Here is a 19622-nt window from a genome sequence, read left to right as displayed (position 1 = left end):
GGTCAGACCCGCCAGGTGCGGGGAGTGAGGACGGTCCAGTCCTGCAGGGCCGACCAGGTGCGCAGGTTGCGCAGCAGCGTGGTGACCGGGGTGGCCGCCAGGACGACGAAGACCACGGCGTAGTAGACGAACGCCAGCTCGGCCCGGTGGGTGATCACCGGGTCGCTCCAGAGCGGATACCACAGGTGGCTGTAGTCGGGCGTGTACAGGCACAGCGGGTCGAGCTCGTAGCCGTTGCCGATGCAGATCGGGGGCTGGCGGTAGCCGAACACGGTGGCGATCGCGGCCCCCCACGAGGCCAGGAACAGCACGCCGAGCGTGGCCACGTTGGCCCACAGGCCCAGCGCGCGGTCGCTGATCCACACGGCCAGCGCCAGCGAGCCGGGGACGATCGCGACCAGGAAGAACCGGGGGCCGTGGAACAGCTCGCCAGACCAGTCCCACCACTTCGCGTAGACGCACACGCCGCCGGCGATGAAGAGGTACCACATGACGTAGGCGCCGTGCAGATCGATCGACTTCGGATCGGAGATCCGGGCCAGCCAGCGCCGGCGCGTGTAGAGCATGAGGCCGGGGATGTAGAAGACCAGGCCCTTGCCGAACGAGAACAGGATCGACAGCGCGCCCAGCAGGAGCGGATACGGGAAGCCGGCCCTTCCGGAATACGGCATCATGTTGTGCGGCACGGTCTCGATCTCGTAGCCGGTGATGAACAGCCCGCCCCGGCGCAGCCAGTTCTCGCCGAGCGCGATGACGGCGGCGATCACGACCGGCAGCACGAAGCGCAGCCGCCGGGTGCGGACCGTCTGCCAGCCGGCGACCAGCACCAGCGCGGGCAGGAGCGCGAAGGTGTTCGCGACGCCGAGGGTCACCGCCACCCAGCCGGCGAACCGGACGATCCGCCCCGACCGGCCGGGCCGGCGGTCGAACGCGGCCAGCAGGCCGACCCCCACCGTGACGCAGGTGAACATCTCGCCGTAGTAGTTGAACGCGCTCGGCGCGATCATGGTCGCGCCGACCAGCACCAGCAGGAACCGGCGCAGCACGGTCGGGTTGAGCCGGCCGCGCAGCAGCAGGAAGAGCGCCACCAGCGCGAGCGTGAAGAGGACCTGGTTGTACCGCGCGACGCCCCGCCCGGCGTCGCCGGTCAGCCACCCGATGATCCACAGCGGCGTCGAGAACAGCGGGCCGACCAGCGAATACCGCTCCGAGGTCAGATGGTGCGGATTGTGCAGCAGCGCGTCGAGGGCCCGGTAGCGCACCCAGCCGTCGCCGATGAGCATCGGCTTCTGGAAGAGCACCAGCACGGCCACCCCGGCGACGGTCAGTGACCACTCCAGCAGCGCCAGTAAGCGCGGCGCTCGTTCTTGCAGGTCGGGCCCAGGTTCCGCGACCGGGGCGGTCGCCGGCTCTTCTACGGACGTCGCATGCACCTGCGGGAGCCTAGTGGATCCGCGCCACGCCGGGAGCCCCGGCCGCGACCATCCCGCGCGATCAGCCGTTGAGGGTCTCGTACACCTTGGCCGGCGCCTCCACCAAGGATTTGGCCGCGGGCTTGGCCGGCACCGCGGCCGCGCCGTACTGCGTGACGCTGACCTTGAGCTGGTGCGCCTGCTTGTCGCCGGCCGCCGGGACACCGATGACCAGGTCCCGCAGGCGCCCGTCGGAGTCGAGGGCCGCGGTGAACGGCACGCCGGCCGCCTTGTCCCCCAGCGACTTGACCACGTCCTCGTCGGTCAGCGGCGACTCCCCGCCCTTGGCGAGGTCGAGCGTGCCGGTGTACTTGCGGTCGCCGTCCGGCTTCACCGAGCGGGCGCTCTGCAGCATCGCCTTGAGGCCGAGCAGGTCGGTCTCGTCGGCCTTCAGCCCCAGGCTCTTGGCGTGCTTGACCTTGGACGGGTCGAGGCGCATCCAGGTCATGCCGTTGAGCTGCCGCATGCTGGGCTGCTCGGCCAGCTGGCCCATGTTCAGCTTCACATAGGCGTCCGGCTCGATGAGCAGTACCTCCACGGTGTACGACGCGTCCGGGCGCTTGGAGTTGAGCTCGACGTACGCCCGCTGCCCGAGCGAATCGACGGCGGCCCGCCCCGGCCCGTCGAGCGCCGTAAAGTCCAGCGCGTACACACCCTTGTTGTACTCCGACAGCGAACTCACCAGCACGTCCTTCGGCGGGGGCACCTTGTTCTTCCACGTCGCACGCGCGCAGGCGGCCGCCCCGAACATGACCGAGGCCGCGACGACCAGCGCCACGGCCCGTCCCCATGCAAGCTTCATCGAGTTCTTCCTCACCTGGCAGTCGGCCGGCCAGGATCGTACGTCGCGAGCCCACGACGCGGTCCGCCCGGCTCCGCCACCACCCGGCCCGGCTAGGACACCGCGACGCCGATCAGGCCCCTGACCTGCGCGGCGCTGATGTCGCGCAGCGCCGCCACCCGCCGGTCGGCGGCCACCGCGCTCCAGGACGCGCCGATCTGGATGACCTTGCACCCGGCCGCCCTGGCGCTCTCGACGCCGCGCCGGGAGTCCTCCACCGCCACGCACGCCGACGCCGGCAGGCCCAGTCGCTCGACGGCCCACCGGTACGGCTCGGGGTCGGGCTTGGGCGCGCAGCCGTCGTCGCCGCACACCACGACGTCGAAGCAGCCCGGCCCGGCCTCCCGCAGCACGTACGACACGAGCGTCCGGTACGTCGAGGTGACGAGCCCGATCGCGAGCCCCTCGGCCCGCACCTTGGCCAGCAGCCGCCGCGCCCCCGGCAGCCAGTTCACGCCCCGGGCGTAGCGCTGCCGCACCTGGTTCTCGACCCAGGCGACGTCGCCGGCCACGTCCAGCCCGACCCAGCCGAACTGCTCGTGCAGGTACCGCATCGCCAGCGTCGAATCGAGCCCGCTGAGGTTCCGCAGAATCTCCTCGGTCATGGACGCCTGCCGCGACCGCGCGAGCCGGCCGTTGGCGGCCGCCCACACGGGCTCGCTGTCGATGAGCGTGCCGTCGAGATCGAACAGCACCGCCCCGGAAAACCGGGCGCACGGAGACGCCATGATTACTCCTAGTAAGGGACCGGCTCGAAGCTCCGGTATCCTAACCACGGCAACCGCCCGCAAGATTCACCCGCGACGTTACAAATTGTCACCGCGGCGGTCCTGCCGTCCCCACGGCGACGACCGCCCCACCCAGGGCGGCCTGCCCGATTTGTGAGTTTCGCGCGCCTCCGGGTCGGCGCCGCCGGGCGCGCCGCACAGCCGGGCGGCGGCCTCGTGATACTGCCCGTGCGCTTCGGCGAGCCCGGCCGTATGCACCGCGGCTTCGGCTTCGGCTTCGGCGCGGCGCCGGTCCGGCCGGACGGCACCGTCGCCCGGGCGGCCGACCGCGCCCCTGATCCTGCAGCGTTCGATCGATCCGCCCGCCGTTGGTTCCGCTCCTGAACCACGAGCGCACCTGACCCGAGCCCCGCATCTTCCCTTGCCCGGCCCGGGACGGCACTACGACGGCACTATCGCTCGCGCTACGGCACTATGTCTCCGCGATCATGCTCGCGTCCGCTCCGACACCACGGGTTTCTCATGATCGTGGAACCATATTGTACCTATGGGTACACATTGTCTCCACGATCATGGAAAACCCGTGGTGTCGGAGCGCGTCCATCATGATCGCGGAGACTTATGACCGCCGCAGCCAGCGGCCCGCCAAATCGGGCGGCGACCGTGACAGTGTCACGATGCCTACGCCAACGACGGTGACAGTGTCACGATGCCTGCGCCAGGTCAGTGTCAGTGTCAGTGTCACGATGCCCGCGCGCCAACGACAGTGACAGTGTCACGATGCCCGCACCAGGACCGTGACAGTGTCAACGTCAGTGTCGGAGCCGAAGAGCGTGACAGTGTCACGATGCCTGGGGCCGACGACAGTGATAGTGACAGTGTCGCGAAGCGTCCCGGCCACGCCCCGGAAAACGCCGCGACCAGCACCGACGTCCTGCCGGCGACAGCGTCACAGCGCCACCGACCCGACCCCGACCCGACCCGACCCGACCCGACCTCGACAGTGTCACGATGCCCGCGCGCCGAACTGTGACAGTGTCACGGTCAGAGCCAACGACCGTGACAGTGTCACGATGCGCTGAACCGTGACAGTGTCACGATGCCCGCACCGACGACCGTGACAGTGTCAGCGCCGACGACCGTGTCAGTGTCAGTGACAGCGCCGACGACCGTGACAGTGTCAGTGTCAGTGACAGCGCCGACGACCGTGACAGTGACAGCGCCGACGACCGTGACAGTGTCGCAGCGAGGTCCAGGTCGTGGGCGGGCTCGCCCGCGTGGCGGTATCAGTGGGGCAGATAGGAGCGGATGTCGCCGCTCATGATGGCGGCGCGGCCGAGGCGGGTCAGGGTGATCTCCTCGTGGGTCTGTTCCGAGCCGCGGTAGCGCCAGAGGACCAAGCGGTTGTGCTCCAAGACCTGGACCGCCTCGTAGAGGACGTGCCGGGCGGGCCTCGCATGTGGGGACTCCTCCAGGAACGAGATGCGGGCCAGTTCCGGGATCGTCTTGGTCAGCGTGCGGAAGACCTCGGCGACCGTCAGCTCCGGCAGCTGCGCATACAGCTTGTGCGCGCAGCCCGCCCACAGCAGCGCGGCGGCCAGGTCGCGCAGGTCGGCGTCGAACAGGCCGCGGAACGAGGACAGGCTGGCGAGGTTCGGCGGCTGCGGCGCGGTCACGACGGCCAGCGTATTTCCCCACTTCAACGTATACGGCAACCCGGTACTTGCGGCAAGACCCCCGTTATCGCCCAAAATGCCGGGGCGACGAAGGAGGGGACATGCGCGTGTTGTTGTCGACGATCGGGTCCCGGGGGGACGTTCAGCCGCTGGCGGGGCTGGCGTTGCGGCTGCGGGAGAGGGGTGGGGAGGTCCGGCTGTGTGTACCGCCGGACTTCACCGGCTGGCTCGAAGGGCTCGGCCTGCCGGTCACCCCGATCGGGCCCGAGCTGCGGCCGGGGCCGGTCCCGGTCGACATTCCCCGGTCGGTGGCGGACCAGTTCGCGGCCGTCTCCGCGGCGGCCGAGGGGTGCGACGTCATCGTCGCGGCGACGGCGCTGCAGATCGCGGCGCGGTCGGTGGCCGAGCTGCGCGGCATACCGTACGTCTTCGCCGCCTACAGCCCCAACGTTCTGCCCTCGCCGCACCACGCGCCGCCGCTGCCGGGGCCGGCGGGCGCGACCAACGCCGAGCTGTGGGCGCTGGACGCGCAGCGGTTCGACGCCGCGTTCGGCGCGGCGCTCAACGCGCACCGGGCGGAGCTCGGGCTGCCGGCGGTCGGGGACGTGCGCGGCCACGTGTTCGGGGACCGGCCGTGGCTGGCCGCCGACCCGGTGCTCGGCCCCTGGCCGGAAACGGGCGGCGCGGTGTGGCAGACCGGTGCCTGGCTGGTGGCGGACGACCGGCCGCTCTCCCCCGCGCTCGAGGCGTTCCTGGACAGCGGGGACCCGCCGGTGTACTTCGGGTTCGGCAGCATGCGCGCGCCAACGGAGCTCGGCGGCACGATGGTGGCGGCGGCCCGCGCCGCCGGCCGGCGGGCGGTCGTCTCCCGCGGCTGGGCCGGGCTCTCGCCGGACGACGGCGCCGACTGCCTGGTGATCGGCGAGGTCAACCAGCGGGCGCTGTTCCCGCGGGTGGCCGCGGTCGTCCACCACGGCGGCGCCGGCACCACGACCGCAGCGGCCCTGGCCGGGGCGCCGCAGGTGGTGGTGCCGCAGCTGTACGACCAGCACTACTGGGCCGGGCGCGTCCGCGAGCTGGGCATCGGCACCGCCCACGCGCCCGGTGCGCCTACCACCGCGTCGCTGAGCGACGCGCTGCGGGCGGCCCTCGACCCGGCCGTGGCGGAGCGGGCCCGCAACACCGCCGGGGAGATGCGCACCGACGGCGCGGACGTGGCCGCCGCGGCGCTGCTCGCCGGGGCGTGACCGCGCTCCGGCCGGCGGGGTTCGCGCGAGGCGCGGACGCGCCGCGAGCCGGGGTCTAACGGCGCTCGAGCCAGCGCTGCGAGCCGGGTCTGACGGCGGTCAGGCCGGTGCGACGGCACGGCCGGTGGCCGGGGAGACCATGCCGGGGGCGAGGTCGCGGGCGCGCAGATCGGCGAGGATGCGTGGGATCGCGGCGATGGTCGCGGTGTACCCGTCGTGCAGGAGGATCACCTGGCCGTCGGTCAGCCGGGTCGCGGCGGCGACGATCTCGTCGGCGGTGGCGCCGGCCCAGTCCCGCGAGTCGACGTCCCACAGCACCTCGGTCAGGCCCAGGTCGGCGGCGGCGGCGCGGACGGACGGGTTCGTGTCGCCGTACGGCGGCCGGAACAACTGCGGTTGAGCACCGATGGTGTCCCCGAGCGCCTGCGAGGCCCGGCGCAGCTCGGACCCGATGCGGGGCGGGGGCAGCGTGGTGAGGTGCGGGTGGGTCCAGCTGTGGTTGCCGACCCACATGCCGGCGCTCAGCTGCGCGCGGGTCAGCGCCGGGTGGTCGCGCACGTGCTGGCCGATGTTGAACAACGTGGCCGGTGCGCCGCTGGCCGCGAGGGCGGCCAGTAGTGCCTCGGTGGTGTCGGGGTTGGGGCCGTCGTCGAAGGTCAGGCCCACGTAGCCGGTCACTGTTGCAGTATGGGGCCCGCGAGGGCGGCGCAGGTCTCGGCGTCGGGCTCGCCGTCGGCGATCACGACGGTGTAGCGCAGGCGCAGTTCGGCGCCGTCGTCCACCTCGATGGCCCGGCCGGTGAATGGGGCCGGGCACACCACGCGGTACCACCCCGCCGGTGAACAGGGCGCGGTAGCCGCCTCGCCGCGGCGGCGCCGGGCCGACGGCAACGTCAGTGCGGCGAGCACCGCGCACTCCGGGCCGTGGCTCTTCGGATTTATACCCCGGCAGGTCATATGTCGGATTCAGCAGCAGCCGTAAGACTCCACGATCATGCACGCGACCACACCGACACACCGGGTTCGCCATGATCCCGGAGACTTGTGGTACACGGGCGTACGTTTTGTCTCCGTGATCACGAAAAACCGAGGGTGCACACGACCCGTCGAGCATGATCACGGAGACATACAGCGCCTGCGGATAGTTCCAGGTGCGGGGTGGTGCCGTCGATGGCCGCGATGCACAGCGCGGCGCGCGACTGATGGCCAGATCGGCGGCGGCGAGCATTGACGGCGCTCTGCGCCTGGAGGACCCGAGGCGAGAGCGGGCCGAGGTGGCACGCCGCCGATGTTGACGGGGTATTCTCCGGCGCCTATGTTAACAAGCACGAAACATTCGGCCGCGCGCCGCCACGCGCGGCCGGAGTTTCGTCAGCGGCGGGCGCCGGCCTTGGCGAACTGTTCCACGATCGCCGCACAGAAGGCGGGCAGGTCGGCCGGCGAGCGGCTGGTGGTGAACTGGCCGTCCACGCAGACCTCCTCGTCGACCACCTCCGCGCCGGCCAGGCGCAGGTCGGTGCGCAGGCTCGGCCACGAGGTCATCCGGCGGCCGCGGACCACGTCGGCCTCGATCAGGGTCCACGGGCCGTGGCAGATGGCCGCGACCGGGCGCCCGGTGGCGCAGAAGTCGCGCACGAACTTCATCGCGTGGGCGTTGATGCGCAAGGTGTCCGGGTTGACGGTACCCCCGGGCAGCAGCAGGCAGTCGTAGTCTTCCGCCTTCGCGTCGGACACGACCCGGTCGACCGGCAGCGTGCCGGCCGGCACCATGTCGAACTGGCGCGCCTGGATCTCGCCCGGGTGAATGGACAGCAGCTCGGTCTTGGCGCCGGCGCCCATCAGGGCGCCCCGGGGCTTCTCGAGCTCCACGCGCTCGACGCCGTCGGTGGCCAGGATCGCGACCTTCCGGCCGCGCAGGTCATTTGCCACGGTTCCTCCAGCGGTTCACGGGATTGTCGGCGCGGGGTCTACCCGGCCGCCGCCGCGCCGAACCTGCCGCAGGCCGCCCCCGGCCAGGCCGCGACGAACTGACCGCGGGTCAACCCGGCCGAAGCACGGTGGCCACGACCAACCGGCCGCGGTCACCCCGGCCGGGGCACGGTGGCGGGGACGGTCCGTGGGCACGATGAAGGCATGCCGGCCCCGCGGACCGTCGGCGCGCTCTATCTGGTGGCGCTCGCCATTGTGGCGGCGGGGCTGTCGTGGCACCGCGGGGACGGCGCCGACCACGGACGGCGGTGCGACGACCCCAATGCGGCGAGCCTCGGCGGCCGCAGCGTCACCGCGCTGGACCTCGACGGCAAGCGGCTGCGCTGCGCCGACCTCGAACGGGCGACCGTCAACGGGCCGGTGGGCGCGGCCAACCTCAGCGGCGCCAACCTGCACCGGGCGACGCTGCACCAAGCGGCGCTGACCGACGTCGACCTCAGCGGCGCCGACCTCACCCTGGCCGTGGCGCAGGAGGCGGAGTTCACCGGCGTGAAGCTGGTCCGGGCCGACCTCGGCGGCGCCGACCTGCGCGCCAGCACGCTCACCGACGTCGGGCTGGAAGGGGCGCGGCTGCGCGACGCCCGGCTGCGGGCGGTGTCGTTCGTGCGCACCGATCTCGGCGCGGCCGACGTGCGCGGCGCCGACCTGTCCGGGGCGACGATCACCGACTCCAACCTGCGCGGTGCGCGGTTCGACCACGCCGACCTGTCCGGCGTCACGTGGGTGAACGCGGTGTGCCCGGACGGCGTGAAATCGACCGATGGTACCTGCGAAGGACACCTCGAACCGGGGTGAGGCTATCCGCCGGCCATCGCCCCGATGATCAGCAGCGGCTCCCGGCCGGCCGCCACCTCGGCGGGCAGCGGCGCGTCCGGGGAGTCGTTGGAGAGGTCCTCCTCGCAGGCGTAGAAGCGCACGAACGCGCGGCGCTGCCCGCTGGCCCGGTCGCGCAGCGTGCCGCGCAGCACCGGGTACACCTCCTCCAGGGCATCCAGGACGCGCCGCTGGGTGACCTCACCGCCGACGTCGAGCGTGACCTCGCCCGCGACCTTGGCCAGGTTGCGCAGGTGCGCGGGCAGGACGATGCGGATCACGGCAGCGCCTGGACCTCGACCGAGAGCACCGCCGGCAGGTCCCGCACGATGGGCGCCCAGCTGTCGCCGCTGTCGGCCGAGTGGTACACCTGGCCGCCGGTCGTTCCGAAGTAGATCCCGCACTCGTCCAGCGTGTCGACGGCCATGGCGTCGCGCAGCACGTTGACGTAGCAGTGCTCCTGCGGCAGCCCGGCGCTCAGCGGCTCCCACTCCTCGCCGCCGCTGCGGCTGCGGTAGACGCGCAGCTTGCCGTCGGGCACGTAGTGCTCGGAGTCGCTCTTGATCGGCACGACGTAGACGGTCTCCGGCTCGTGCGCGTGCACCGCGATCGGGAAGCCGAAGTCGGTCGGCAGGTCGCCGCTGATCTCCCGCCACGAGCCGCCGCCGTCGTCGGAGCGCATCACGTCCCAGTGCTTCTGCATGAACAGCACGTCGGGCCGGGACGGGTGCATCGCCAGCCGGTGCACGCAGTGGCCCACCTCGGCGTCGGGGTCGGGGATCTGCCCGGAGACCAGGCCGCGGTTGATCGGCCGCCAGGTCGCGCCGGCGTCGTCGGAGCGGAACGCGCCGGCCGCCGAGATCGCCACGTAGATGCGGTCCTTGTGCACCGGGTCGAGGATGATCGTGTGCAGGCACATGCCGCCCGCGCCGGGCTGCCAGCGCGGCCCCGACTCGTGCGTGCGCAGCCCGGTCAGCTCCTGCCACTCGCGGCCGCCGTCGGTAGAGCGGTACAGCGCCGCGTCCTCCACCCCGGCGTAGACGGTGTCGGGGTCGTCGCGGGACGGCTCGAGGTGCCAGACGCGCTTGAACTCCCAGGGCCGGGGCGTGCCGTCGTACCACAGGTGATCGCCGACGTCGCCCGAATACGTGAAGTCGTTGCCCACCGGCTCCCACGTCCGGCCGCCGTCGTCGGAGCGCTGGATCAGCTGCCCGAACCAGCCGCCGGACTGCGAGGCATAGAGCCGGTCGGGATCCGCCGCTGAGCCGTTGACGTGGTACACCTCCCAGCCCCCGAAATGCGGGCCGTCGACCCGCCAGTCCCGCCGTGCCCCGTCGGCGGTCAGGATGAACGCTCCCTTACGCGTGCCGACCAGCACCCGGACGCCGCTCACCGGCCTCACCTCCGTTGGGCATCCTCGCACGCATCCGGCCTGCTCTCCACCGCTCGCCCCGATCGGGTACCGGCCCTGCTACGCCGGCAAACGCCGGGGTTGACCGGCGCGGGGCGGGGTAGGCACGGCAGTTGCGCCGCAGAGACGGACGCATCGCACTGAGGAGCTCACCATGGCCGACACGAATACTCGCACCCGGCGGCGCTCTTCCTCGGGCGCGCGGGAGGCGACCGAATCACGGCAGCAGCCCTCCGGCGGGCGGCAGGAGACGGGCTCGCGGCAGCAGTCGTCCGCCCGGTCCACGCCGGAGCCGGCCGCGCGCCGGCAGACGAGCACGGCCCCGCGGTCGCGGCCCACGACGGCGGCGGCCCGGGGCACGGCGGGTGCCGGCCGCAGCACCGCCCAGGCCCGCGCCAACGCGAGCCGGTCGCGCAGCGCGGAGGCCCAGCCCCGCACCACCACCGGCCAGTTCACCAGCACCACAACCCGATCCCGCGGCAACGCGGGCCAGACCGCCAGCGCCACAACCCGGTCCCGCGGCAGTGCGGGCCAGGCGCAAGGCACCACAACACGGTCCCGCGGCAACGCGGGCCAGACACAAGGCACCACAACGCGGTCCCGCGGCAACGCGGGCCAGACACAAAGCACCACAACCCGATCCCGCGCACGGCAGTCGCCGAGCGCCGCGCGGTCCCGGGGTGCCGCGAGCCGGGCCACCACCGCCACGGCCCGGCCCCGCACCGGCACGAGCCGGGCAGCCGGCGCCACGGAACGGGACCGGGGCGCGGCGGCGCGGGCGCGCGAGACCGCGACCCGGGCACGCGGCCGGGAGGCGCATGAGGCTCAGGCCCGAGGCGCCGAGGCCGAGGAGCACGAGCACGGCCTGGTCCACTGGGAGGAACTCCCGCTGACCCACGTCCGGGTGCCGGTCGTCCACGTGCCCCTGCCACCGGCCCGGCCGCTGCTGGCCCAGACCCGGTGGGTGGCCGAGGCGATCGCGTCGACGCTGCCGGCGCCGTCGCGGCTGCTGTACTACGGCGGGCTCGGCGCACTCGCCCTGCTCGGCGTGCTGGAGTGGCCGGTCGCGGCGGTGGTCGGCGCCGGCGTGTGGGTCGCCGACCGCGGCCGCGGGCACCTCCTCGGCGCCCGATGAGCGCAGCGGAGACGCCGGCGCGCTCGCCCGGGCCCGCGCGAGGCGCGGCGAAGGGCCGGCGCCACAACACGGAGGACGACACGGCGGAAGGCCGACGACACAACGCAGACAACGACACGGCGAGGAGCCGACGACACAACACCAAGGACAACGCGCCGGAGAACAGCGGCGCGGCGGGGAGAGCGCGCCGCAATGCGGGAAGTGGCGCGGAAGACGGCGCGGCCGAGCCCGGTGTCATGGCCGCGGTGGCCGAGGCGGCCAGGATCGCGGCCGCCGTCGAGGGCGAGGCCGATGAGGCCGCCGGGGCCGAAGACGAGGCCTTCGCGGACGAAGCGGAGGAGACCGGCGGGGCGGAAGGGGCCGACGAGTTCGTCGGTGACTGGCGCGGCAACGCGATCGCGCTGGGCATCGACGTCGCCGGCACCGCGGCGGCGTTCGCGGCCCGGGCGCTGCGGCTGCCCAAGGTGCCGCGCGAGCTGTCCGCGATCCTCACCGCCGTCGACCACCTGCCGCCGCTGCGCCGCGCCCTGCACCGGGTGGCCGGTGAGCGCGGGGCCGATTTGGGGCTGTCGCTGGCGGCGGCGGCGCTCGCGGCGGCGGCCCAGTCGAGGACCGCCCACCTCGCCGACGCCATCCTCCGGGTCATCCTGCTGCTGGAGACGGCCGCCGAGCGCCAGGCCTGGGCCCGCCGAGCCGCCGAAGGCCACTCCCCCCGGCCGCCGGCCCCGGACCCGCCGACGCCCGGATCGCCGGGCGAACCGGACGACCCGCCGAACGGGCCCGGCGCTCCGGGCGCGCACGGGGAGGGGCCGGAGGGCGCGCACGGGGAGGGGCCGGAGGGCGCGATCGAGCGGTACGCGCGCCGGATGAGCACGGTGACGCTGCTGGCCGCCGGTGCCGCGGCGATGCTGCCGTCCGGGGCGCGTCGGGCGGCGCGCCTGCTGATGGCCGGGGCGCCGCGGACCGCCACGATCGGGCGGGAGGCCTACGCGGGGCGGCTCGGCGCCCTGCTCGCCCAGCGTGGGGTGCTCGTGCGGGAACCGGCCGTGCTCCGCCTGCTGGACCGCATCGACACGGTCGTGATCGACGCCGGAGCCCTGCACGCCGAGCCGGCGACCAGCGGCCGCCGGCATGGCAACGGCGGCAACCGGACCAACGCAACGATCGGCGCGAACGGCGGGGGGCCGAGGCCCGAGCCGCTGGCGGTCGCGGTGGCGGAGGCGGCGCGCGGGGCGGGGCGGCTGCTCGTCGCCGGGGGCGACGACGAGCTGGCCAAGCGGCTGCGGGCCGAGGGCACGGTGCCGGGCGGCGCGCCGCTGGCCGCCGCCGTCCGCCGGCTGCGGCGCGAGGGCCGGGTCGTGCTGGTCATCGCCGACCGCAACGACGCCGCCCTGCGGGCCGCGGACTTCGGGTTCGGCATCCTGCGACAACGGCGGCGCGCGCCCGACGGGGCGAGCCTGCTCGGCGGGCCGGGCCTGGAGACCGCGTGGCTGCTGCTGGAGGCGGCCGCGCTGGCCCGCCAGGTCAGCGCCCGCGGCGTGAAGACCGCGCTGCTCGGCGCGGCCACCGGCGGGCTGCTCGGCGTCGCCGACCCGGGGCCGGCGGGCGTGCACCGGGCCATACTCGCCACGAAGGTGGCCCGGGTGGCCAACCTCGCCTCGGCCGTGTGGTCGGTGCGCGGCCTGGGCCGTCGCACGACGCCGGCCGGCGATGCCGGGGTGGACTGGCACGCATTGCCGCCGGAGGAGGTACTGCACACGCTCGGTACCGAAGCCACCGGACTGACCGATGCGGAGGCCCGGCGGCGGATTCCCGCGGCGGCCGCGCATGAGGAGCCCGAGCCGGGACTGCTGGCCACCACCGTCGCCGAGCTGGACACCCCGCTGACCATCCCCCTCGCCGGCGGCGCGGGCCTGTCGGCGGTGACGGGGTCGGGCGGTGACGCCGTGCTCGTGCTGTCGGTGATCCTGGCCAACGCCCTGCTGACCAGCGTGCAGGACCTGACCGCGGGCCGCACCCTGCGCGGGCTGGTGTCCGCGGCCGGGCCGCGGGTCCGGCTGCGCCGCGCCGAGGGCGAGCGGACGGCCGCGATGGACGAGCTGGTGCCCGGCGATGTGGTACTGCTCGAGGCCGGCGACGCCGTCCCCGCCGACTGCCGGCTGCTGGAGGCGTCCGGGCTGGAGACCGACGAGGCGGCGGTCACCGGCGAGTCCGCGCCGGTGGCCAAGCGGGCCGGGATCAGCCGGGCGGCCGCGGTCGCCGAGCGCACCAACATGGTCTACGCCGGCACGAGCGTGGCCGCGGGATCGGCCACCGCCGTGGTCGTGGCGACCGGGGCGGAGACGGAGGCCGGGCGCGGCGCGCGGACGGCCGTGCAGGAGGCGCCGGCCGGCGGGGTCCAGGAGCGGCTGAGCCGGCTCGCCCGGGCGTCGCTGCCGGTGGCCGGCGGCGCGGCGGCCGCCCTGCTGGGCGCCGGGCTGCTGCGCGGGCGGCTGGCCGAGTCGATCGGGTCGTCGGTCGCGCTCGCGGTGGCGGCGATCCCGGAGGGGCTGCCGTTCATCGCCACCGCCGCGGAGCTCAGCGCGAGCCGGCGGCTGTCGCGGCGCAACATTCTCGTGCGCGACCCGCGCTCGCTGGAGGCGCTGGGCCGGGTCGGCGTCGTGTGCTTCGACAAGACCGGGACGCTGACCGAGGGGCGGATCGCGCTGCGTACCGTGTCGGACGGCCGGTCCCGGCTGCCCGTCGGCGAGGTCGCCGCGCACCACCGGCGGATCCTGGCCGCGGCGCTGCGGGCCAGCCCGCCGCCCGGCTCCGCGGCGCTGACCCACCCGACCGACCAGGCCGTGGTGACGGGCGGGCAGGCCGCGGGGGTGCGCGCCGACGAGTCGATGAGCGGCTGGCAGGTCGTGCGGGAGCTGCCGTTCGAGCCGGCCCGCGGCTTCCACGCCGTGCTCGGCACGGCCCGCGGGCGGCAGGTGATCAGCGTGAAGGGCGCGCCGGAGACGACCCTGCCGCGCTGCGTGTCGTGGCGGCCGGACGGCCGGTCGCGGGCGCTGAGCCGGGCCGACCGGGACGAGATCGAGGCCGAGGTCGACCGGCTGGCCCGGCAGGGGCTGCGCGTGCTGGCGGTGGCCGAGCGGTCCGCGTCGGCCCGGCGCAGCCTCGACTCCGAGCGGGTGGACGGCATGGAGCTGCTCGGGCTGCTCGGCCTGGCCGACCCCACCCGGCCCAGCGCGGCCGCGGCCGTGGAGCGGCTGCGCGAGGCCGGCATCAAGGTGGTCATGCTGACCGGCGACCACCCGAGCACCGCCGCCGCGATCGCCGCCGAGCTCGACCTGCTCGACGGCGGGACGGTGGTCACCGGACCGCAGCTGTCCGGCGCCGACCCGGACACCGTCGACGCGCTGGTGTCCAAGGCGTCGGTGTTCGCGCGGGTCAGCCCGGGCGACAAGGTGGCCGTGGTGCGGGCGCTGCGCCGGACCGGCCTCGCGGTGGCGGTGACCGGCGACGGCGCCAACGACGCCCCGGCGATCCGCCTGGCCGACGTCGGCATCGCGCTTGGCGAGGACGCCACCACCGCCGCCCGGGAGGCGGCCGACCTGATCGTGCTCGACGGGCGGATCGAGACGATCGCCGACGGCGTGGTCGAGGGCCGGGCGATGTGGGCCTCGGTCCGCGAGTCCCTGGCGCTGCTGCTCGGCGGCAACCTGGGCGAGACGCTGTTCACCGTCGCCGGTTCGGTACTGTCCGACACCGCTCCCCTCAACGCCCGGCAGATCCTGTTCGTCAACCTGATGACGGACCTGCTGCCGGCCATCACGGTCGCCGCCCGGCCGCCCCGGCGGGTCACCCCGGAGCAGGCGATCCGGGAGGGCCCGGAGTCCTCGCTCGGCGGCGCGCTGACCCGCGACGTGGTCCGCCGGGCGATCGCGACCAGCACCGCGACCGCCGCGGCGTGGGTGGCCGGCCGGCTCACCGGTACCCAGGAGCGGGCCAGCACGGTGGCCCTCGCGTCGCTGGTCGGCACGCAGCTCGCGCAGACCGCCCTGGCCGCCGGCCGCGACCCGGTCGTGCTCGCCTCCACCGGCGCGTCCGCGGCCGCGCTCGTCGGCGTGGTGCAGACGCCGGGCGTGAGCGGGCTGTTCGGCTGCCGCCCGCTGGGCCCGGTCGCCTGGGGCATCGTGCTCGGCGCCACCGCCCTCGGCACGGTCCTGGCCGCGCTGCCCCTGCCCACCCTGCCGGGCGAACCCGACGACCACCACCCGCCCGACAGCCCCGAAGCGACCTGAGGCCAGCCCGATCTGCGCGGCCGGTGCCGGCGGATGAAAGGTAACTATTCAGGTCCTCCGAACGGAGGAGGGCGTGCTGGTCAAAGCCTTGTGCTGGCGCTAGTCGGACACTCCACAGTGGACGATAAACCTACTCAATGCGGGAGATAGCGGTTGGCCATCTCCCCGATTCGCGAATTCCGACCGCCGCGTAGGTGCAGGTCAGCGAGATGGGCGGGGTACCTGAATAGTTACGATGAAAGTCTCCGCGATCATGCTGTCCGCGCTGGCCGCACCACGGGTTTGCCATGATCCCGGAACCTTTCGGTACACAGGGGTACATCACCACTCCACGATCATGAAAAACCCTTGGTGTCGAAGGCGGGTCGCGCATGACGCTTCTATAGGGAAGGTGATCGGGCCCGGGGTTCGTGATCCGCTAGGTTCGATGCCGGTGATCTTGGATGACTCTTCCGTGATCTGACCACCGTGTGGTGTGTCTTTCGCATGACGTGTCGACAAGGTCACCGGCGTCGGCCCAGCTCGCTGTCCCTTGGCCTGATCAGAAGCCTGTCCGTGCTCAACCACGTGACTCATCACAGATGTGCCATGGTCAGCACCGTGTTCCCGGGCCGACGCCGTTGCAACGGCAGCGCTCATGGAAGGAACCACCGTAATGACCATGGTGACAGATCGTCGGGGCCGGCGTCGCCGGGCAGCGCCCGCCGGGCAGGGCGGCCGGGCTGTGTCCACCGCGTGGGTGGTCGGGGTCGACACGCACACCGACACCCACACCGCGACCCTGGTCGACGAGGTGAGTGCGGTCCTGGCCCAGACCGAGGTCCCGGCCACCCCGGCCGGCTACGCGCAGGTGCAGGCCTGGGCGCAGCGGCAGATCCCGGCCGGGCAGCGGATGTTCTGGGCGGTGGAGGGCACCCGTTCGCACGGGCACGGCCTGACCCGGCACCTGCAGGCCGCCGGGTACCGGGTCGTGGAGGCCGTGAAACCCGAGCCGGCCCGCCGGCGGCGGGGCAAGTCCGACCCGATGGACGCCACCCACGCCGCCCTGGCCGCGCAGGCCGTGGAGCGGGACCCCGCCGCCCGGCACGCCGAACCCCGCGCCGACGGCCGGCGGGAGGCGCTGCGGATGCTGCTGGTCACCCGCCGGCACGACTCCGACGTGCGCACCGCCACGGTCAACCTGTTCAAATCGCTGCTGCTCGGCGCCGGGCAGCTGCGCGAGACGCTGCGCGGGCTGACTACCACCCGGCAGGTCCGCGCCGTGGCGGGCCTGCCCGACGACCCGGCCGCCGACCTGGAGACCCGGGTCCGGCTGCAGGCCCTGCGCCGGGCCGCGGCCACCATCGCCGAGCTGGACCGGGCCATCGCCGCGGCCGAGAAACAGCTCGCCGGGCTGGTCAAGCAGGCCTGTCCCGGCCTGCTCGACCAGCCCGGCGTCGGCCCGGTCACCGCCGCGACCCTGCTCACCGTCTGGTCCCACCACGGCCGTATCCACAGCGAGGCCGCGTTCGCCGCGATCGGCGGGATCAGCCCCCTACCAGCCAGCTCCGGCCGGGTCGTCCGGCACCGGCTCAACCGCGGCGGTGACCGCGCCCTCAACACCGCCCTGCACACCATCGTCACCGCCCGCCGGCGGATGAAACACCCACCAACCAGCGACTACATCACCCGCCGCACCACCGAAGGCCTCTCCAACAAAGAAATCCTTCGATGCCTCAAACGCTACGCCATCCGCCAGCTCTACCGCTTCCTGGAAGCCAACGCCGTCGACGCTTGACAAAACCCTTCACAGATCACGGAGACTTCCGGTCGCTGCGCCGCGCCCCGCGGCGTGCAGCGCCCTACGGGTGGGACGTGATCGCCGACCGCGCCCACCCTGGGGACGCCGCAGATCGGGCACCACGTGGCCGCCGGCACGCATCGCGGCCGGCGGTGCCGGCTCCCGGGCGGTGCCGGCTCCCGGGCGGTGCCGGCTCCCGGGCGGTGCCGGCTCCCGGGCGGTGCCGGCTCCCGGGCGGTGCCGGCTCCCGGGCGGTGCCGGCTCCCGGGCGGTGCCGGCTCCCGGGCGGTGCCGGCTCCCGGGCGGTGCCGGCTCCCGGGCGGTGCCGGCTCCCGGGCGGTGCCGGCTCCCGGGCGGTGCCGGCTCCCGGGCGGTGCCGGCTCCCGGGCGGTGCCGGCTCCCGGGCGGTGCCCGGTGGTGCCGGGTACGGGCGGAGCACGGCGGCGGGCCGGCCACCCCGGACCGCACGCGGCGCATCGCGGCCGGTACCGGGGCCGGTCCGCGATGGACACGCCATCCAAAAAACCGTCATTACCGAAATGTCGGATATGTCCGTCACGGAGTGGCGGACATATCCGACGCGGCACCGGGCGGGCGGCGGGCCTACGATCCGAATCGTGAACACCACCGCCCGGCTGTATGCGGCCCGTGACGTGCGCCTCGCCGAGGAGCCGGTGCCCGAGCCGGCCGGGGGCGAGAGCCTGGTCGAGGTCACCGCGGTCGGGCTGTGCGGCTCCGACCTGCACTGGTATGCCGAGGGCGGCATCGGCGACGCCCGCATCGAGCACCCGATCGTCGGCGGCCACGAAATGGCCGGGGTCGTGCGCGGCGGGCCGCTGGACGGCACCCGGGTCGCGGTCGACCCGGCGATCCCGTGCCACCGCTGCGACCTGTGCCGGGCCGGCCATCCCAACCTGTGCCGGCACATCGTGTTCGCCGGGCACGGGCGGCGCGACGGTGGCCTGCAGCGGTACCTCGCCTGGCCGACCGACCGCCTGTTCCCCCTCCCCGACCGGCTGACCGACGCCGACGGCGCCATGCTCGAGCCGCTCGGCGTGGCCGTGCACGCGGTCGACCTCGGGCACGTCCCGCTCGGCGCGGCCGTGGCGGTGCTCGGCTGCGGCCCGATCGGGCTGCTGCTCATCCAGGTCGCCCGGGCCGCCGGCGCGGCCCGGGTGGTGGCCGCCGACCCGCTGCCGCACCGCCGGGCCGCGGCCGGGCGCTACGGCGCCGACCTGGTGCTCGACCCGGCCGAGGACGGCTACGCGGCGGCGCTGGCCGGGTTTACCGCCGGGCTGGGCGTCGACGTGGCGTTCGAGATCGCCGGTACCGACGCGGCGATCGAGGCCGCCGTGACCGCCGCGCGGCCGGGCGGGCGCGTGGTGCTGGGCGGCATCCCGAGCACCGACACGTCGTCCTTCCCGGCGTCGACGGCCCGGCGCAAGGGCCTCACCCTGGCCATGGTCCGCCGGATGAAGGAGGTGTACCCGCGCGCCGCCGCCCTGGTCACCGCGGGCCTGGCCGACGTGCGGAGCCTGGTGAGCCACCGCTACCCGCTGAGCGACGTCCGCACCGCGTTCGCCACCGCCGACGCCCGCGCCGGCCTGAAGGTCGTCGTCGAGCCGGCGGCCTGAGCGGTCACAGCAGCCCGGCGAGCTTGTAGAGCACCAGGGAGCCGGCCACCGCGACGTTGAGGCTCATGCCGGTGCCGACCATCGGGATCTCCACCGCGGCGTCGAGCAGGTCGAGGGCCTCCGGCGGGATGCCGGTGGACTCGTGGCCGAGGACCATGACCGTGCGGCCCCGGGCGGCCGGCAGGTCGGCGAGGCGGATCGCCTCGTCGGCCAGCTCCACGCCGATGATCCGCGTGCCGGTGCCGCGCTCCGCGGCCAGCCAGCGCAGCGGGTCGCCGATGCGGTGCACGCAGGTCGGGCGGCGCAGCGTGTTGCCGCGGGCCAGGGCCTCGTCGACCCAGCGGAACGGCGGCACGGCCAGGCAGGCGCCGACGGCGTCGCAGGTGCGCAGCAGGGTGCCGAGGTTGGCGCCGTGCATGGGCCACAGCGGTGCGGCGATGAGATGGCCCCAGCAGCGGTGGGCGCGGGGACGACGGGCCGAGCGGAGCTCCTGGCGGGTCCGGACCCGGATCGCGGGGGTTGCGAGAGTCATGCGGGGCGTGCTTCTCGGCGCACGCGAGCCATCGACGACGACAACGCCACCACCAGCCTACCCGGGGCGTCACCGG

The 19622-nt window shown here is 74.2% G+C and carries 16 protein-coding genes; 6 read left to right on the top strand and 10 right to left on the bottom strand.

Annotation, left to right across the window (positions count from 1 at the left end; translation table 11 throughout):
• Positions 1-2 precede the first annotated feature (2 nt).
• From ACQPXD_RS16980 to ACQPXD_RS16965, 4 genes are all read right to left on the bottom strand, one after another.
• Complete coding sequence (locus ACQPXD_RS16980) at positions 3-1433, bottom strand: hypothetical protein (RefSeq protein ID WP_432839461.1); 1431 nt, start codon at positions 1431-1433, stop codon at positions 3-5.
• A 61-nt stretch (positions 1434-1494) separates the two neighbouring features.
• Positions 1495-2274 (bottom strand): hypothetical protein, encoded by a 780-nt coding sequence (locus ACQPXD_RS16975; protein ID WP_432839459.1) that lies wholly within the window; start codon positions 2272-2274, stop codon positions 1495-1497.
• A 92-nt stretch (positions 2275-2366) separates the two neighbouring features.
• The gene (locus tag ACQPXD_RS16970) at positions 2367-3041 is read right to left on the bottom strand and encodes an HAD family hydrolase (RefSeq protein ID WP_432839457.1); all 675 of its coding nucleotides are present in this window, start codon (positions 3039-3041) and stop codon (positions 2367-2369) included.
• 1286 nt (positions 3042-4327) lie between these two features.
• Positions 4328-4717 (bottom strand): hypothetical protein, encoded by a 390-nt coding sequence (locus ACQPXD_RS16965; protein ID WP_432839455.1) that lies wholly within the window; start codon positions 4715-4717, stop codon positions 4328-4330.
• A 101-nt stretch (positions 4718-4818) separates the two neighbouring features.
• On the opposite strand from ACQPXD_RS16965, the gene ACQPXD_RS16960 reads away from it, so the two are divergent.
• Positions 4819-5964 carry a glycosyltransferase gene (locus tag ACQPXD_RS16960; RefSeq protein ID WP_432839453.1) on the top strand — a complete coding sequence of 382 codons (1146 nt, stop codon included), beginning with the start codon at positions 4819-4821 and terminating at the stop codon, positions 5962-5964.
• Positions 5965-6063: 99 nt separating this feature from the next.
• On the opposite strand, the gene ACQPXD_RS16955 is transcribed toward ACQPXD_RS16960, so the two are convergent.
• The 3 genes from ACQPXD_RS16955 to ACQPXD_RS16945 all read right to left on the bottom strand — a co-directional run bounded on the left by ACQPXD_RS16955 (position 6064) and on the right by ACQPXD_RS16945 (position 7892).
• Complete coding sequence (locus ACQPXD_RS16955; RefSeq protein WP_432839451.1) at positions 6064-6642, bottom strand: polysaccharide deacetylase family protein; 579 nt, start codon at positions 6640-6642, stop codon at positions 6064-6066.
• Positions 6639-6872 (bottom strand): hypothetical protein, encoded by a 234-nt coding sequence (locus tag ACQPXD_RS16950; RefSeq protein WP_432839449.1) that lies wholly within the window; start codon positions 6870-6872, stop codon positions 6639-6641. The genes ACQPXD_RS16955 and ACQPXD_RS16950 overlap by 4 nt, the downstream gene beginning before the upstream one ends.
• 462 nt (positions 6873-7334) lie before the next feature.
• Complete coding sequence (locus tag ACQPXD_RS16945; RefSeq protein ID WP_432839447.1) at positions 7335-7892, bottom strand: type 1 glutamine amidotransferase domain-containing protein; 558 nt, start codon at positions 7890-7892, stop codon at positions 7335-7337.
• Between the two features lie 204 nt (positions 7893-8096).
• Here ACQPXD_RS16945 and ACQPXD_RS16940 point away from each other — a divergent pair, with 204 nt between their 5' ends.
• On the top strand, positions 8097-8747 hold the full coding sequence (locus ACQPXD_RS16940; protein ID WP_432839445.1) for a pentapeptide repeat-containing protein: 651 nt from the start codon (positions 8097-8099) through the stop codon (positions 8745-8747).
• 2 nt (positions 8748-8749) lie between these two features.
• Here the strand turns inward: ACQPXD_RS16940 and ACQPXD_RS16935 are convergent, their stop codons facing one another.
• Together ACQPXD_RS16935 and ACQPXD_RS16930 are read right to left on the bottom strand one after the other, a co-directional pair.
• Positions 8750-9046, bottom strand: a complete 297-nt coding sequence (locus ACQPXD_RS16935; RefSeq protein WP_432839443.1) for a hypothetical protein — start codon at positions 9044-9046, stop codon at positions 8750-8752.
• Positions 9043-10158 carry a WD40/YVTN/BNR-like repeat-containing protein gene (locus tag ACQPXD_RS16930; protein ID WP_432839441.1) on the bottom strand — a complete coding sequence of 372 codons (1116 nt, stop codon included), beginning with the start codon at positions 10156-10158 and terminating at the stop codon, positions 9043-9045. The genes ACQPXD_RS16935 and ACQPXD_RS16930 overlap by 4 nt, the downstream gene beginning before the upstream one ends.
• Positions 10159-10330: 172 nt before the next feature.
• Between ACQPXD_RS16930 and ACQPXD_RS16925 the strand changes: the two genes are divergently transcribed.
• From ACQPXD_RS16925 to ACQPXD_RS16910, 4 genes are all read left to right on the top strand, one after another.
• Positions 10331-11311, top strand: coding sequence for a hypothetical protein (locus ACQPXD_RS16925; RefSeq protein WP_432839439.1), 981 nt, complete (start codon positions 10331-10333; stop codon positions 11309-11311).
• A gap of 236 nt (positions 11312-11547) precedes the next feature.
• A complete protein-coding gene (locus ACQPXD_RS16920; RefSeq protein ID WP_432839437.1) occupies positions 11548-15600 on the top strand; it encodes an HAD-IC family P-type ATPase in 4053 nt (1350 codons plus the stop codon).
• Between the two features lie 724 nt (positions 15601-16324).
• The gene (locus tag ACQPXD_RS16915) at positions 16325-17377 is read left to right on the top strand and encodes an IS110 family transposase (RefSeq protein WP_432824726.1); all 1053 of its coding nucleotides are present in this window, start codon (positions 16325-16327) and stop codon (positions 17375-17377) included.
• Between the two features lie 620 nt (positions 17378-17997).
• On the top strand, positions 17998-19014 hold the full coding sequence (locus tag ACQPXD_RS16910) for a zinc-dependent alcohol dehydrogenase (protein ID WP_432839435.1): 1017 nt from the start codon (positions 17998-18000) through the stop codon (positions 19012-19014).
• Positions 19015-19018: 4 nt separating this feature from the next.
• Here ACQPXD_RS16910 and ACQPXD_RS16905 read toward each other — a convergent pair whose 3' ends face one another.
• Entirely contained in the window at positions 19019-19546 is a 528-nt protein-coding gene (locus ACQPXD_RS16905; RefSeq protein WP_432839433.1) for a TrmH family RNA methyltransferase, read from the bottom strand.
• Positions 19547-19622: the final 76 nt, after the last annotated feature.

Source organism: Dactylosporangium sp. CA-092794 (assembly GCF_050948465.1).
Classification (GTDB): Bacteria; Actinomycetota; Actinomycetes; order Mycobacteriales; family Micromonosporaceae; genus Dactylosporangium.
Note: the sequence above shows the minus strand (reverse complement) of the source record. Positions and strands in the feature narration are given on the sequence as shown.